This window comes from Streptomyces cyanogenus, assembly GCF_017526105.1.
In the GTDB taxonomy this organism is placed as follows: Bacteria; Actinomycetota; Actinomycetes; order Streptomycetales; family Streptomycetaceae; genus Streptomyces; species Streptomyces cyanogenus.
The window spans coordinates 8200182-8215995 of record NZ_CP071839.1 but is presented as its reverse complement, the minus strand read 5'-3'; the positions used below and the strand labels follow the sequence as shown (position 1 = coordinate 8215995).

Below are 15814 nucleotides of genomic sequence, written 5' to 3'. Positions count from 1 at the left end.
GCATCCGCTGCCGGCACCGTCCGTCCGACGTTCCGGACAAAATCGCTGTGACCTGGGGAAAGTTCGCGTGAGCGCGGTACCGGAAGCAGGTTTGGCCGTGCCGGACGCCGAGAGCTACGGTGGGCGGTCGGCAATGATCAGCGTCGGGAGCCGGCGGACCGGCAGACCTGGCCGTGCGAGAGGAGAGAATGAGCGTGCCCGAACAGGACGCGGCCGAATCGGCACCGCAGGTGGTGAGTTCCTTCCTGGAACAGCGCAAGGAGCAGATCGCCCAGCGCTGGGCCGACGCCCCCCTGTTCCGGTCGGTCTTCACCGTCTCCCGTGACGAGGCGGTCGAGGCGTGCAAGGCCGTCGTCGAGGCACTGTCCGAGGTGGCCGTCAGCGGACGGCTGGAGGACATCGGGTCGCCCGGCTTCGCGCCGGTGCGTGACCAGTTGGGGCGGATGACCCAGACCCGGGCCCGCTCCGGATCCACCCCGGCCCAGATCGCCGACGAGGTGGCCGGGCTGCGCGCCTCGGCGATCGAGTTGCTGCGCGAGGAGTTCCCCGACCCCGCCGCCCCGCGGGCCCAGGAGTCCGTGCTGGCGCTGACCCTGCTGTTGTGCACGCTGCGCCTGGTGGTGATGGAGACGGCTCTGGACGCCAACGCCGAGCTGATCGAGCGGCAGCGGCAGCAGCTGCTCGAAGTGGCCACCCCCGTGATCAAGCTGTGGGAGGGCACGGTCGCCGTACCGCTGATCGGGACGCTGGACAGCGCGCGCAGCCAGGTCGTGATGGAGTCGCTGCTGGAGGCCATCGTCGACCAGCGGGCCCGGTACGCCATTCTGGACATCACCGGGGTGCCGACGGTCGACTCGCTCGTCGCGCAGCACCTGATGAAGACGGTGGCCGCGGCCCGGCTGATGGGTGCCGAGTGCATCGTCTCCGGGATCCGCCCGGCCATCGCGCAGACCATCGTGCAGCTCGGTATCGACCTGGGCACCGTGCTCACGCGTGCCTCGCTGTCCGACGCGCTGGCCTACGCGCTGGGCAAGCAGGGCATCGAGGTCTCCCGTTCGGACGCGGGTGCGAGCGCCCGGTGAACCAGCCCACTCCCGGTCAGCCCGCCCCGGTGCCGGTCCTCGCCCTGGGCGACGTCCTGCTGGTCTCCTTGCAGGGCGAGCTGCACGACGGCATGGCCGAGCAGTTGCAGCACGACATCACCAGCCGCATCGCCACCAACCGGGTGACCGGTGTGGTGATAGACATCTCGGGCGTGGACATGGTCGACTCCTTCCTCGGCCGGGTGCTCGCGGAGATCGCCTCCACGGCCAGCCTGCTGGCGGCCCGAACGGTCCTGGCCGGAATGCGGCCCGCCGTGGCGATCACGCTGGTCGAACTGGGGCTCACCCTGCCCGGTCTGGTCACCGCCCTGGACGTCGACCGCGCCATGGAACTGCTCTCGCAGAGGGGGAGCTGATGCAGCCGTCCGGCCAGGCGACCGCGACGAGCCTGCCCATCGGCTCGGACGCGGATCTGGCCTGGGTCCGGCAGCAGGTGCGGCAGTGCGCGGCGCAGCTCGGTTTCGGTCTGGTGCAGCAGACCAAGCTGGTCACGGCGGCGAGCGAGCTGGCCCGCAACACGCTGGTGCACGGCGGCGGCGGGCGGGCGGAGATCACCCCGCTGGACAACGGCCGTACCCGGGGCCTGCGGATGTGTTTCATCGACAGTGGTCCGGGCATCCGCGACCTGGAGCTGGCCATGACCGACGGATACACCACCGGCGGCGGCCTCGGACTCGGGCTGAGCGGAGCGAAACGGCTGGTGCACGAGTTCAGCGTCGACACCGAGCCCGGCCGGGGCACGACCGTCACGGCCGTCGCCTGGGTCGCCCAGGTGCCCTCCTCCCGTCCGGGGGTGGGATGAGCCGGGTGTGGGAGGTCCCGGTGCACGACTCCACGCGGGTCCGGGACGCCCGGATCGCGGCCCGCGAGGCGTGCGGGCAGGCGGGGCTGGCCCCCACGCGCACCGCGGCCGCGGAGCTGGTCGCCACCGAGCTGGCCACCAACCTGCTCAAACACGCCGGCGGGGGCCTCATGGTGGTGAACCTCGTGGTGCCGCCCACCGGTGGGCCGGGCACGTCGGTGCAGCTCTACTCGCTCGACCACGGGCCGGGCATCGCCGACGTCGGCGCCGCGCTGCGCGACGGCTGGTCCACCGCCGCCGGCTCGCTGGGCGCGGGCCTGGGCAGCTGTCTGCGCAGCGCCGACTCCTTCCATCTGTACAGCCGGCCGGGCCGCGGGACGGTGGCGACGGCCCGGATAGACCCGGCGCCCGGCCGGCACGAGGCGCCCGCGCCGCCGGTTCCCGCGGGCGGGATCGCGGTCGCCCTCGCGCAGGCCGAGCAGTGCGGCGACGCCTGGAGCTGGGCGCGTTCCGGGAGCCTGCTGACGCTGCTGCTGGCCGACGGTCTCGGGCACGGCGCGAAGGCCGCGCACGCCTCCGGCGCCGCGGTGGCGGAGTTGCACCGGGCCGCGCACCTGCCGCCGGTGGACCTGCTGCGCCGGCTGCACACGGTGCTGCGGCCCACCCGGGGCGCGGCGGTCACGGTGGCCCAGGTGGACGAGGAGCGGGCGGAACTCAGTTTCGCCGGGGTCGGCAACGTCGGCGCCCGGGTGCGCACCGGGGACTCCTGGACGTCCCTCGTCTCCCACCCGGGGATCGTCGGGGCGTACTTCCCGGCGCACGTCCCGGTGCGCCGGGTGCCCTGGCACCGGGACAGCCTGCTCGTCGTGCACAGCGACGGACTGCCCAGCCGCTGGAAGCCCCCGGAAGACCCCCGGCTGCTCGCCCACGACCCGTCGGTGGTGGCCGCGGCGATCCTGCGGGACGCCGGCAGCCCCGCCCGCCCCGTTCGCGACGACACCAGCGTGGCCGTACTGGCCCCCGACCGCCGGACCAGCGCCCATGACAGCCGCCACTGAGAACTGGACCATCGCCTCCGCCGCCGACGCGGCCCGTGCCCGTGCCCGGCTGGCCCGTCTCCTCGCGGACGCCGGAGCGCCCGCGCTGGACCGTGCCCGCTTCCTCGCCGCGCTGGGTGCCCGGCTGCGCCGCGGCCTCGCCGCGGGCGGCACGGACCTGACCGTGACCGCCGGCGCGGGCGGCGAACTGCGGGTCGCGCTGGGCGGCCCGGAGCCCTGGCAGCACACCCTTGTCTGCCCCTCGCCGGTGCCCGGCCCGCCGCCCGGACCGGACGACGCCCCGCTCGCCGAGGCGCTGCTGGACGCCGACGCGGACGCCGAGACGCTGCTGACGCTGCTGACCGAGACGGAGGAGCTACTCGGGCTCCACCGGGAGGAGCTGCACCAGACCAACCAGGGTGTGCTGGCGCTGCACGCCGAACTGGAGGCGGCGGCGCTGGCGCAGCGCGAACTCCTCGACGCCGAGCGGGCGGCGCGCGCGGAGGCGGAGAAGGCCCGCCGTCTGCTGACCTTCCTGGCCAACGCGAGCGCGGTCCTGAACGCCTCCCTCGACCACGAGGACATCCTGCGCCGGCTGCCCGAGCTGCTGGTCCCGGAGTACGCGCGGCACGTGGACATCTGGCTCCTGGACGACGAGCGGACCCCGTCGGGCGAGCGGGCGGCGGCCGCGGTGACGGCGGCCCGCACCGGCCGCCCGCAGCACGCGGGCCCCCACCCCGGCGAACTGCCGGGCGTGGACGACCTGCCGGCCTCGGCGCTGTCCCCGGACCGGCCGCTGCTGTGCCTGCCGCTCGGCGCGCGTTTCGTGCAGGGCGTGCTCACGCTGGCCGCGCCCGGCGGCCGTTTCGACCCGGACACCACCGTGATGCTGGTGGAGCTGGCCCGGCGGGCGGGCATCGCCCTGGACAACGCCCGCCAGTACGAGCAGCACCGGGACGTCGCCGAGGCCCTGCAGCGGGCGCAGCTCACCGAACTGCCCGCGACCCGGGGTCTCGACCTGGCCGCCCGCTATCTGCCGGCGACCCGCGGTCTGAACATCGGCGGCGACTGGTACGACGCCTTTTCGCAGCCGGACGGCAGTGTGCTGGCGGTGATAGGGGACGTCACGGGGCACGGGCTGCGCGCGGCGGTCATCATGGGCCAGCTGCGCACCGCGCTGCGTGCCTACGCCGTCGAGGGCAACGGCCCGGCGCGGATCCTCACCCTGCTGCACCGGATGCTCCGCCACCAGCAGCCGGAGCTGTACGCGACCTGTGCGATCGCCCGGTTCACCCCCGGGGAGCCCGGGGTGGTGTGGGCCGCCGCCGGGCATCCGCCGGCCGTCGCTCGCGGTCCCCGGGGCGAGGTGCGGGTGCTGGAGGCCAGGCCGGGGATCATGCTGGGCGTTCCGATGCCGTACACGTACGAGGAGCACACCCTGGAGTTGCCTGTGGGTTCCACGCTCGCGCTGTACACGGACGGTCTGGTGGAGCGCCGGTCCGCCGGGATCGACGCGGGCATCGACCGACTGGCCCAGGCGATCGGGGCGCTCGGCGGTGCCGATCTGGTGGATCTGGACACGGCGGCCGACGCACTGCTCAAACCGATGCTGCACGATTCCGAACACGACGACGACATCTGCCTTTTGCTGTGCCGCACCACACAGGAGTGAACAGCCGTGTGCCGGCCCCGGTGACGAGGCCGGCGGTGTGCGGCGTTCGGGCAGTGCCCCTGCCGTGACGCGCCGGGTCAGGCGGCGGACGGGAAGCGTTCCCAGACGCGGTGGGCGCCGAGCAGCCGGACGAGCTGCTGGAGCACCGCGGCGGCGGTGTCGCCGTCGACCACGCCGGGCGCGTCGAGCGGGATGCCGGCCGCCTCCAGCGCTGCCTGTCCGCCCTTGGCGGCGCCGATGGCCTTCCCGTGCCGGTAGGCCTCCGCCAGCAGCAGCCCCACCCGCGGGTCGGGCGTGGCCTCCCGGAGGCTGGGCTCGCCCGCCTTGGCGTCCCGGGCACCGTAGGCGTCGGCCCCCACCCCCGGGGTGCCGGCGACCAGCAGCGCGTCGAACTCCACGGAGCGCGCGGTGGCATAGGTCCGCTGGACGGTCAGGGCGTCGGTGCCGTCGCCGAGGGTGCCGCCGGTCGGCGCGACGATCAGCGGGACCATGCCGCTCTCCAGCACCTCCTGGCGTACGGTCCGTACGCCGTCGAGGTCGCCGTCGGGGCCGGTGACGATGCCGATGATCCGGCCGTCGGTGGGCCAGGTGTGCCCGATCTGGGAGAGGGCGGGGCTGGGTTCGACGTCGGCGAGGGGCACCGTGGGCTCGGGCGCGGGCAGTCCGAGACCGGCGGCGACGCCCGCGCACAGTTCCGGGTCGACGTTGGCGAGGACCTGCAACGCCCGTTCCCGGATGGCCTGTTCGTAGCACTTGGCGAGTTCGAAGGTGTAGGCGCCGATGATGTGCTCGCGTTCGGGCGGGCTCATGCTGAGCCAGAACCGGCGCGGCTGGCTGAAGTGGTCGTCGAACGACTCGGGGGCCTCGCGCACCTTGGTCGCCTCGGGGACGCGCACGGGAGTCTCGACGTACGCGCCGTCGAGGGACGCGCTGTCGGCGGACGCCCCGGGGGTGAACGGGCAGCCGCCGTCGAGGGAGTTGGGGCGGTAGGGGGCCGTGCCGCGGTGGACGGCGGTCTGGTGCATGCCGTCACGCAGCATGTCGTTGACGGGCGCGTGCGGCCGGTTGATGGGCAGCTGCGGGAAGTTGGGGCCGCCCAGCCGAGTGATCTGGGTGTCCAGGTAGGAGAAGAGCCGGCCGGCGAGCAGCGGGTCGTCGGTGATGTCGATGCCGGGGACGAGGTGGCCGACGTGGAAGGCGACCTGCTCGGTCTCGGCGAAGAAGTTCGACGGGTTGCGGTTGAGGGTGAGCAGCCCGATCGGCTGCACGGGGGCGAGTTCCTCGGGGACGATGTTCGTCGGGTCCAGCAGGTCGATGCCCTCGAAGGTCTGGTCGGGGGTGTCGGGGAAGGTCTGGATGCCGAACTCCCACTCGGGGTAGGCGCCCGCCTCGATGGCGTCGGCGAGGTCCCGGCGGTGGAAGTCGGGGTCGACGCCGTTGATGATCTGCGCCTCCTCCCACACCAGGGAGTGCACGCCCAGCTTCGGCTTCCAGTGGAACTTCACCAGGGTCGTCCGGCCCTCCGCGTCGACCAGACGGAAGGTGTGGACGCCGAAGCCCTCCATCGTGCGGTACGAGCGCGGGATGCCCCGGTCGGACATGTTCCACAGGGTGTGGTGGGTGGCCTCGGTGTGCAGGGTGACGAAGTCCCAGAAGGTGTCGTGGGCGCTCTGCGCCTGCGGGATCTCCCGGTCGGGGTGCGGCTTGCCGGCGTGGATGACGTCCGGGAACTTGATGGCGTCCTGGATGAAGAAGACCGGGATGTTGTTGCCGACCAGGTCGAAGACGCCCTCGCTGGTGTAGAACTTCGTCGCGAAGCCCCGGGTGTCGCGGACGGTGTCGGAGGAGCCCCGGGAGCCGAGCACGGTGGAGAAGCGGACGAACACCGGTGTCTCGACGTCCTCGGCGAGGAACGCCGCCTTGGTGACGTCGGCCGCGGTGCCGTAGCTGCGGAACACCCCGTGCGCTCCGGCACCGCGGGCGTGGACCACGCGCTCGGGGATGCGCTCGTGGTCGAAGTGCATGACCTTCTCCCGCAGGTGGTGGTCCTGCAGGAGCACCGGTCCGCGGGGGCCGGCCTTGAGGGAGTGGTCGGTGTCGTACAGCCGGGTGCCCTGGGCGTTGGTCAGGTGGCTCCCGCTCTGCGCCATCCGTGCCTGCTCGGCGCCGGTCGGCTGTCCGGTGGGCGAGACGGTGTCCGGTCCGGTCTGGTCGGGCTTGGGGGGAAGCGGCTCGCGGGGTTCGGTGGGTTCGGCGACCGGCGGCGACTGGAACCCCGGCTTGCCGGGGATGCCGTCCTCCGGGCCCGCGGGTTCCCCGTGCAGGGCGTCCGCCACCTTGTCCGCCGCTCGCTTCAGGGGGTTCGTCTCGCTCATCAGTACCTGTTCCTTAGCTGGGTCACGGGGGCGGGTCCGGCATGGGCGAGATGGGGTGTCCGATGCGCGGTGGCCACGCCGGGGCATGCGGCCGACACCCAAGGGCATATCGGGTGGATACCAAACGAAAGGGTCGACGGCGGCCCTCGTACCGAGGTCCCCGGGCCGGGGCGTCCGAAACCGGGAATCGCGGTGATTTCCGGTCGGGGTGAAGTCGGGCCGTCTCCCATCGAGTTGCCGGGACGGCAGGCCCGCCGGACGCTGGTCCGGACCCGGGAACCGCCGGCGGGGCCGAGCGTCCCCGCCGAAGACGTGTTCGTCCGCAGGGCCGGCTTCTTGACCCGGGGCAGACGGACACCCGGCCACCCGCACACGCCACCCTAGGCGCAGACGCCGGCCTGCGCAGTTCGAGTCGAGCGGACCGGTCACGGGCGAGCCGGGCCCCGCGCCGGTCACGGGCGGACCGGGGCTCCGCCGGTCACGAGCGTGCCACGACCCGCAGCGTCTCCAGGGAGGAGTCCGCAGCGCCCGCGATGAGGAAGCCGTGGGCGACGCCGCTGCGCAGGTAGTCCAGGACCTCCGCGGTGATCACCTCGCCGGGCGCGACGACCGGCACGCCCGGCGGGTAGGGGCAGATCATCTCGGCGGCGACACGGCCCACGGCCCGCTCGGCGGGCACCTGTTCGGCCGGCCCGAAGAAGGCGTCGCGGGGCAGGAGGGCCTGTTCCAGTTCGAGGACGTGCGGTTCGGGCAGGTGCACGGCGGGCTGCCGCTCGATGGTGTCCGCCCGCTCGACCAGCGTGCGCACGGACTCCAGCAGCAGTTTCTCGGTCTCCTCGTCGTCGGCGTGGGTGATGGAGGCACTGATCCGGCAGGTGTCCGAGCCACCGACGTCGATGTGGCAGTTGGCGCGCAGCCACTCGGCCGCCTGCATCCCGCTGATACCGAGGTCCCGTACGTCGACGACGATCTTCAGGGGGTCGAACTCGGCGGCCAGGCCCTCGTCGACGATCTCGCCGCCCATCACGCGCAGCCCCGGCAGCTCGCGGAGCCGGGCCCGGATGCGCTCGGCGCGGTGCAGGGCCGCGTCCAGGAGCCCGTGCCCCTGCTCGGCCATCTGCCGTCGCCAGCCGTCGAGGGTCGCGTAGACCAGGGAGGAGGCGCTGGTGGTGCCGAGCAGGTCCTCACGCTGCTTGAGGACGTCGGGCGAGACCCGGTCGTGCTGGAGGTGGAACACCGAGCTCTGCTCGATCGCGCCGCCCATCTTGTGGACGCTGGTGACGACCAGGTCGGCGTCCGCGTCCATGCCCCAGGCCGGCAGCCCTGGATGGAAGGGCAGGTGGGCGCCCCACGCCTCGTCCACGATGAGCGGCACGTCGAAGGCGTGACAGGCGTCGGCCACGCCCCGGATGTCGGCGCAGGTTCCCCAGTCGGTGGGGGTGATCAGCAGCATGCCCTTGGCGTCCGGGTGCTCGCGCAGCCGGGCGCGGACGTCGTCGGGCTCGGGCGGGTGGGCGAGGTGCCGTTCCGTGTCGAACTTCGGATGGACCCAGATCGGCTCGACACCGTTGATGATCACCGCCGAGATGACCGACTTGTGCGCGTTGCGGGACAGCAGCAGCTTCTCCCCCGGCCCGGCGACCGAACACATCGCGGTCTTGACGGACAGGGAACTGCCGCAGGTGGAGAAGAAGGCGTGCTCGGCTCCGACCGCGTCGGCCATCAGTTCCTCGGCCTGTTGGAGGACGCCCTGCGACTGACGGCGGTCGTCCAGGCCGTTCAGGGAGAGCACGTCCGAGCGGAAGACGTCCATGCCGACGATCTCGGCGACGCGCGGATCGGCCCCGCGGCCCTGCTTGTGCCCCGGCGGCCCGTATGCCACGTCCCCCCGGCGCCGGAACTCCTGCAACGCCTCCAGGACGGGTACGCGCGAGTGGTCCATGGCTGTCCTCCTGAGGTGATCGGTGCCGCACCCACCGTGTTGCACCGGCCGGGCGCCCCAAACCCTCCGGCCGGTGTCAGGGGCCGTCCGGGTGGAACCCGGTCCGGCACGCACCACGCCCACCGGACCGGAGGAGGTCTCGTGTCGCTGTACCAGCGGATCCGGGAGGAGGCCGCACGGCGCGCCGACGCGCTGTGGGCCGTGGCCTCGACCCTGCACGCGGAGCCGGAGACCGCGTTCGCCGAACACCGGGCGGCCGCGCTGCTGAGCGGCGAGCTGGAGGGCGCCGGCTTCGAGGTGCGGCGCGAGGTCGCGGGCCTGCCGACCGCGTTCACGGCCCGCTCGGGCGAGGGGCAGCCGGTGGTGGCGTTCCCGCTGGAGTACGACGCCCTGCCCGGACTCGGACACGCCTGCGGGCACAACCTGATCGCGGCGGCCGGCCTCGGCGCCGCCCTGGTCGTGGACGCCGTACGGGACGGCGCCCCGGGCACGGTCCTGGCGGTGGGGACGCCGGCCGAGGAGGGCGGGGGCGGCAAGGCCCTGGAGGTGGAGGCCGGGGTCTTCGACGGGGTGGACGCCGCCCTGATGTTCCACCCGGGGGTGTACGACTGGGTGCGGGCGCCGCTGACCGCCCAGGAGCAGTACCGCGTCGCCTTCCGGGGCCGGGCCGCGCACCCCACGGGTAATCCGACGGAGGGCATCGACGCGCTCGCGGCGCTGATCGAGCTGTTCAACGTGGTGTCGGCGCTCGGCCGGCGGCTGCCGGAGGGATCCCACGTGCAGGGGATCATCACGCACGGCGGTACGGCCACGAACATCGTCCCGGAGTACGCCGAGGGCCGCTTCGGGCTGCGGGCGCTCACCACCGCCGCCCTGGACGAGCTGGCCGCACAGCTACGCACGGCGGCCGAAGGAGTCGCCCTGGCGACCGGCACGAGCCTGACGGTGGAACGCGCGAGCGTGCGGTACGAGCACTTCCGGGACAGCACGGTGCTGTCCGAGCGGTTCGCCGGGCACCTGGAGCACGCCGGGATCACCCTCACCCCGCCCGCTCCCGGCGTCTACCTGGGCTCCTCCGACATCGGCAACGTCAGCGGCCGGGTGCCCGCCATCCATCCCTTCGTCGCGATCATGGGTGCCGACGGCTCCGATCACACGCCTGAGTTCGCCGAGGCCGCGGCCTCGGAGCGGGCCCGCCGGGTGCTCCAGGCGGTGGTGGAGGCGCTGGCCTGCACGGCGGCGGACGTCCTGCGGGACGCGGAGCTGCGCGGGCGCGCGTGGGAGGGCCTGGGCCGGGCCCCGGCCTGACCGCGCCTGCCCGCGACCGGGCTCATCCCGGCCGGCCGGACCCGACCTCTTGCCTGTCCTTCCAGGCGTCGGCGGCTGCCTGGCCGCGCGCGTGCTCCACGGCGGCGGGCAACGCCCGGCGGATCACCTCGGGGAGCTTGCGCCGGGCCGGCCACTCGACCAGGCAACGTGCCACTTCCCGCAGTTTGACGTTGGTGTGCTGCGACATGTGCTTCAGGGCCTCCCAGCCCTGCTCCGGCCGCAGACCGCCCAGGGTGATGACCACGCCGATCGCCTGGTCGACCAGGGCGTGCGAGACCAGCGCCTGGCGCAGTTGGTCCACCTCGTCCTGGAGCGCCTTCACCTGCTCATGGTCCGCCTGCTCGTCCGGTGCGATCATGTCTTCACCCTGAGCGCCCCGACCGCTCCCCGCCAGCCGCCAGGCGAACAACCGGGCCGGCCTCCGTACAGAAAACGAAAAATGGCTGGTAAGGCGCCCATACGAGCGGTGTTCGCGGGAAGCCGCGGTTCATGGAGACGCTCACCTTCGACAGCGACGACCTGGATGTGACGGAGGACTTCCTCAGCCGCGCCTACGCCCGGATGCGTATCGGCAGCGGCAGCCCCGGCTCGAACCGCGCCCGGATCCGTCGTACCGGCATCGGCTCGGTGAGCGTCGACGAACTCGCGCTGGACTTCGAGATGGACTACTCGGTGACCCCGCTGGGCCGGATCTGCCTGTGCGTCGTGCACGAGGGAACGGTGCGGGACCACGCCTTCCAGGGCGTCGAGGACTCCTTCGGCCCGGGTGACGTGGTGCTGTTCGCGCCGCCGGACCTGCCGTACACGGGCCGGATCTGCAACGCCCGCTACAACATCACGATGCTGGACCCGGCGCTGCTCACCCAGGTGGCCGGGGACGCGGGCTCACGGCCGGTACTGCTGACCGGGCACCGGCCGCGCTCGGCGGCGGCCGCGCGGCACCTGCACCGGACGATCAACCATCTGCGCGACACGGTGCTCGCCGATCCCGAGATGGCGGACCAGCCGCTGGTCGCGGCCACGGCCGCCCAGCACCTCGCGGCGAGCGTGCTGGCCGCGTTCCCCAACACGGCGCTGGACGAGCCCGCCGCCGATCACGCCGATGCCCACCCGGCGGTGCTGCGCCGCGCGCTCGCCTACATCGACGACCACGCCGACCAGCCGGTCTCGGTCGCGGACATCGCCGCCGCGGCCCATGTGACGGTCCGCGCGCTCCAGTACGCCTTCCGCCGCCACCTGGACACCACTCCGCTCGCCCAGCTGCGCCGGGTACGGCTCGCGCACGCCCATCACGACCTGGTGGCCGCCGATCCCGGCACCGGGGCCACGGTCACGGAGATCGCGGCCCGGTGGGGTTTCCACCACCCGGGCCGCTTCGCCTCCCTGTACCGGGACACCTACCGGCGGGCCCCGCACGAGACCCTGACCGGCGGCTGACCGGACCCCGGGGGGTCTCCTACGGGAGTCCTAGGGGAAGGACGTCACCTTGGACGGAACCGTGTCGGTGCCCGAGGTCGGTGCGCCGGTGCCGTTGACGACGTGCGCGTACTGCCCCTTGCCGCCGAGGGAGATCACCAGCAGGTCGTGCATCCTGATCCCCGGGGTCACGGGCACCTGGAAGCCGTGCGCCTGGACGATCGACGGATCGGCCGTGTAGTTGCAGTAGCTGCCCAGGCCCCACGCCTCGTGGGTGGTGACGGAGTCGGCGACCTTGTAGGCCGCGTAGCCGGTGATGCCGTCGTGGGTGACGGCGGCGGCGTTCGGGGCGTCGTACGCCTTCTCGTTCTGGAAGAAGATCGTCCGGCCGCGTTCTCCGCTCCAGTGGACGTCGTACTTGTTGAAGTGCTCCACGAACAGGCCGCTGGCCAGGACGTCGTTGCCGTTGACCCGCAGGCCGTAGTCGGCGCGGTTGGTCTCCCAGCCGACGCCGCTGCCGTGGTCGGCGCGCCACAGCCAGGTGTGGTCGATGACGACGTTGTTGCTGTTGACGACCACGGAGTTGGTGGCGAGTCCGGGACCGGCGCCGCCGATGCGGACGAACACGTCCTGCACGGTGGTGGGGTCGGCGGAGTGGTCCGCGGTGGAACCGGGCGTGCCGATGCGCAGCAGCGTGTCGGAGTGGACCGGGCCCGCGTCGATGAGGAACCCGGCGAGCCGCACGCCGTCGACGTCGGCGACGTGCATCGCGTCGACACCGTTGTCCGGGACCAGGGTGGCGAGGCCGAGACCGAGGACGACGGTGTCGGGGCGGGTGACCTCGATGGTCCGGTCGAGGTGGTAGACACCGGGCGTGAACAGGAGGTTGAGGCCCTGGGCGAGGGCCGCGTCGATGGTGGTGGCGGTGGCGCCCGGCTTGACGACGTAGAACCGGTCGAGCGGCAGGGACGTGCCGGCGTTCGCGGGCCAGGAGACGCCGCGGGCGTTCGTGCGCTTGGCCGGGACGAACACCTTGTAGGCGGAGCCGTCCAGGTAGAGGAAGGGCTTCTCGCGGGAGACGGGGGTGGTGTCCAGGGTGGTGTACGGGCCGCCGTCGAAATTGGTGGCCGGGGCGCCCTGGACGCCGGAGAAGGTCATGTTCCACACGCCGTTGGTCCAGCCGCCGACCGAGCTGTCCCGGGTGTACCACTGCTGCTGGGAGTACGGGCCCACCGTACCGTCGATCTTCGAGTCCGCGATGTAGCCGCCGGAGGCCCAGCCGTAGCCGTCGGGTGCGAGGTTGAGGCCGCCCTGCACGTGGATGCGGCGGAAGGGCGCGGCCTGGGCGACGGCCCAGCGGTCCGTGCCGTTGACCGGCTTGAGAGAGAGGTTCTCGGCCGAGCGCCAGAAGTTCTGGGTGGCGTTGCCGTTGAACCAGCCGGCGTCGACGGTGATGTCCCCGTTGATCCGGGTGTCGTCGGGGTTCAGGCCGAGGCCGGAGACCGAGGTGTAGAAGCCGAGTTGGGCGTTGATGCCGTTGTACGTGCCGGGCTTGAGCAGGAACTGGTAGCGGCCGGTGCCGAACTGGGCCGACTCCTGCCTGGCGAAGACGTCGTCGAACTTCTGCTGGAGGCCCGGGGTGGACGGGTCGACGACGATGACGTTCGGGCCGAGGTCGCCGCCGCCCTGGACGGGCGGGACACCGGTGGTGCCGGTGTGCACGGCGACCTCCCACAGGGAGTAGCCGTAGCCGGTGCCGCGGGCGGTGCCGTGGATGCGCACGTACCGGCCGGAGCCGCTGACGTCGTAGGACGCCGTACCGCCGGTGGCCCCGGTGACGCTCCTGAGGGTGTGCCAGCTCTGACCGTCGGAGGAGGCCTGGATCTGGAAGTCCCTGCCGTAGGCGGCCTCCCAGTTCAGGTCCACCTTGCACAGGTCCTCGACGGAGCCCAGGTCGACCTGCAGCCACTGCGGGTCGGCGGCCTGACTGGACCAGCGGGTCGCGGTGTTGCCGTCGACGGCGGCGGAGGCGGGCGTGCCGGCGTTCTCGGTGGAGGACGCCGTGGCGGGCCTGCCCTGGGCGGCATTGGCGGTGCCGCAGCCCGCCTGGCCGCCGTCGGCGCTGCCGAACACCTGGAACTCCCAGAGGGAGTACCCCCACTGGGTGGCCCGGTGCACGCCGAGCATCCGTACGTAGCGGCCCCGGCCGGACACGTCGAGGGTGTCGACGCCGCCGTCGGAGCCGGTGACGGACTTCAGGTCGGTCCAGGTGGTGCCGTCCGCGGATATCTGGACCTTGTAGTCCCTGCCGTAGGCGGCCTCCCAGTCGAGGACCACGCGGTCGACGGTGGCGGTGGTCCCGAGGTCGACGCGTACCCACTGGTCGTCGCCCACGGCCGAGGACCAGCGGGTCCCGGTGTCGCCGTCGACGGCGAGGGCGGCGGCGGTGCCGTTGTTCTCCTGCGACGACGCGGTGGCCGTCTTCCCCTGGGACAAGGGGGTTTCGGCCGCGGTGGCCGACGGGTGTGCGGTGGGCAGGGCGATCAGCGCTGCCGTGGCGGCCAGCGCGACACCCAGGGATCTCAGTCTCATTCGGCGGCTCCAGACGAGGGGCGGGGTCGAAGAACCGACCCCACGGCTTAGTTCATGGTTTGATTTAAGTGATGAACCAAGCGGACCACAAGCCTTCGGACGGCAGTTCCTTTCAACCGCCGCGCGCCGGCGACGAGTTCGCTCAGAGGCGCAGACCGTGCCCGCGCCCCAGGACCAGATGCGGATCGTGGCGCCGCTTGGCCTCCGCGAAGGACTGCCAGCCGGTGCCGTGGTGCTCCCGCCAGTCGGCGGCGGAGAGGGGCAGGGCGTTGACGGGGTAGGCGACGGCGCCGGCGGCCCGGGCCAGATCGTGGGCGGCGCGATTGGCGGCCACCATCCGGGCGGCCGTCGCGGGGCTGCCCGGCGGAGCCGTGCGCAACAGGGCGAACAGCCAGAGGACGTGACCCGGCGGGCGGCGGAAGAGCGGCGCGCGCAGCCGGCCCGACAGCAGCGGGTAGAGCAGGACCAGGCCGGTGCTGCGCAGGTCGGCGAAGGCCGGATCGGCGAGCACGGAGCGCACGACCGGCTCGGCGGTCTCGTCCGGGAGGAGCAGGTTGAGCCACGGGTGCGGATGCAGCCACTCCCCCGTCGCCCGGAGGATCTCCTCGTCGGCGTCGACGCGGTGGGCGAACTCGGCGTACCCGAGGTCGGCCGACTCCACGGTGGCCGGGTCGTGGGCGAGCCCCGCGAGCAGGCGGCCGTCGTCGGGCGGACACGGCCCGTCGTACGGGGCCACGGCTTCGATCATGTACTGCAGGCCGCGGTCCCCCACCGGGCGGGCCTGGCCCTCCAGGTGGGCGAAGCGCCCTTCCTCGGCGAGCCGTCGCTGGTCGGCGAGGTAGCGGGGGAGGTCGTCGTGGAAGAGGCAGTAACGGCGGACGCGTTCGGGTGCGGGAACCAGGCGCAGGGTGGCCTCGACGATGACGGCGCACTGGCCGAGTCCGGCGAGGACGGCGTGGAACAGCGCGGGGTCCCGGCCGGGCGAGCAGACGCGGTGCTCCCCCGCTCCGGTCACCACCTCCAGCTCCAGCACCTGGTCCGCGACCAGGCCGTGCCGGTGGGTGGCGCCGCCGAGTCCGCCCGCGGACAGGACGCCGCCGACGCCCGCGCCCAGGTAGTCGGTGAGGACCGGGGGCGTGCGGCCGTACAGCAGGGTGGCGGCCAGCACCTCCCGCCACGACGCGCCCGCCTGCACGGTGACCTGGTCCTCCGTCACCGGGCCGACCCGGTTCATGGCGCGCAGGTCGACGACGATGCCGTCGGCCGCCTGGCTCTGTCCGTACAGCGCATGGCCGCCGGCGCGCACCCCGACCGGGATGTGCCGTGGTCCGGCGAACTCGAGCAGCTCCCGGATCCGGGCGGCGGACCTCGGGCGCAGCACGGCCCGCGGGGTCGCCCGCACGAGCCGCCCGAAGTCCTGCGCGGCGTCCCGCAGGGTCTCCGGGCGGGTGTCCAGGGCCTGGCCGAAGCGGGCGGCGAGGTCGTCGGCCGGGGTCATGCGGGCATCCCATCAGACGGCGGCGCCCCCGTCGAGACGGCCTCCGGC

The 15814-nt window shown here is 73.1% G+C and carries 12 protein-coding genes; 7 read left to right on the top strand and 5 right to left on the bottom strand.

Features of this window, described 5'->3' with window-relative positions; translation table 11 throughout:
* Nucleotides 1-188: 188 nt before the first annotated feature.
* Genes S1361_RS36225 through S1361_RS36205 form a run of 5 tightly spaced genes read left to right on the top strand, consistent with a single transcriptional unit; the run spans nt 189 to nt 4614 of the window.
* Nucleotides 189-1082, top strand: coding sequence for an STAS domain-containing protein (locus tag S1361_RS36225; protein WP_208036055.1), 894 nt, complete (start codon nt 189-191; stop codon nt 1080-1082).
* Complete coding sequence (locus S1361_RS36220; RefSeq protein WP_208036054.1) at nt 1079-1459, top strand: STAS domain-containing protein; 381 nt, start codon at nt 1079-1081, stop codon at nt 1457-1459. Before S1361_RS36225 ends, S1361_RS36220 begins: the two co-directional genes overlap by 4 nt.
* A complete protein-coding gene (locus tag S1361_RS36215) occupies nt 1459-1905 on the top strand; it encodes an ATP-binding protein (protein WP_208036053.1) in 447 nt (148 codons plus the stop codon). The genes S1361_RS36220 and S1361_RS36215 overlap by 1 nt, the downstream gene beginning before the upstream one ends.
* Nucleotides 1906-1910: 5 nt before the next feature.
* The gene (locus tag S1361_RS36210; RefSeq protein ID WP_425088119.1) at nt 1911-2963 is read left to right on the top strand and encodes a SpoIIE family protein phosphatase; all 1053 of its coding nucleotides are present in this window, start codon (nt 1911-1913) and stop codon (nt 2961-2963) included.
* A complete protein-coding gene (locus S1361_RS36205; RefSeq protein WP_208036051.1) occupies nt 2947-4614 on the top strand; it encodes a PP2C family protein-serine/threonine phosphatase in 1668 nt (555 codons plus the stop codon). The genes S1361_RS36210 and S1361_RS36205 overlap by 17 nt, the downstream gene beginning before the upstream one ends.
* Nucleotides 4615-4691: 77 nt before the next feature.
* On the opposite strand, the gene S1361_RS36200 is transcribed toward S1361_RS36205, so the two are convergent.
* Complete coding sequence (locus S1361_RS36200) at nt 4692-6989, bottom strand: catalase (RefSeq protein ID WP_208036050.1); 2298 nt, start codon at nt 6987-6989, stop codon at nt 4692-4694.
* A gap of 478 nt (nt 6990-7467) precedes the next feature.
* A complete protein-coding gene (locus S1361_RS36195; RefSeq protein ID WP_208036049.1) occupies nt 7468-8931 on the bottom strand; it encodes an aminotransferase class I/II-fold pyridoxal phosphate-dependent enzyme in 1464 nt (487 codons plus the stop codon).
* Nucleotides 8932-9072: 141 nt separating this feature from the next.
* Here S1361_RS36195 and S1361_RS36190 point away from each other — a divergent pair, with 141 nt between their 5' ends.
* Nucleotides 9073-10239: an amidohydrolase gene (locus S1361_RS36190; protein WP_208036048.1), complete on the top strand. Its 1167-nt coding sequence runs from the start codon at nt 9073-9075 to the stop codon at nt 10237-10239.
* Nucleotides 10240-10261: 22 nt separating this feature from the next.
* Here the strand turns inward: S1361_RS36190 and S1361_RS36185 are convergent, their stop codons facing one another.
* Entirely contained in the window at nt 10262-10618 is a 357-nt protein-coding gene (locus tag S1361_RS36185) for an ANTAR domain-containing protein (RefSeq protein WP_208036047.1), read from the bottom strand.
* 131 nt (nt 10619-10749) lie between these two features.
* Here S1361_RS36185 and S1361_RS36180 point away from each other — a divergent pair, with 131 nt between their 5' ends.
* Nucleotides 10750-11697, top strand: coding sequence for a helix-turn-helix transcriptional regulator (locus S1361_RS36180; protein WP_208036046.1), 948 nt, complete (start codon nt 10750-10752; stop codon nt 11695-11697).
* Between the two features lie 30 nt (nt 11698-11727).
* On the opposite strand, the gene S1361_RS36175 is transcribed toward S1361_RS36180, so the two are convergent.
* Together S1361_RS36175 and S1361_RS36170 are read right to left on the bottom strand one after the other, a co-directional pair.
* On the bottom strand, nt 11728-14268 hold the full coding sequence (locus S1361_RS36175; RefSeq protein WP_208036045.1) for a discoidin domain-containing protein: 2541 nt from the start codon (nt 14266-14268) through the stop codon (nt 11728-11730).
* Between the two features lie 142 nt (nt 14269-14410).
* Nucleotides 14411-15766, bottom strand: coding sequence for an FAD-binding protein (locus S1361_RS36170; RefSeq protein ID WP_243769422.1), 1356 nt, complete (start codon nt 15764-15766; stop codon nt 14411-14413).
* Between the last annotated feature and the right edge of the window lie 48 nt (nt 15767-15814).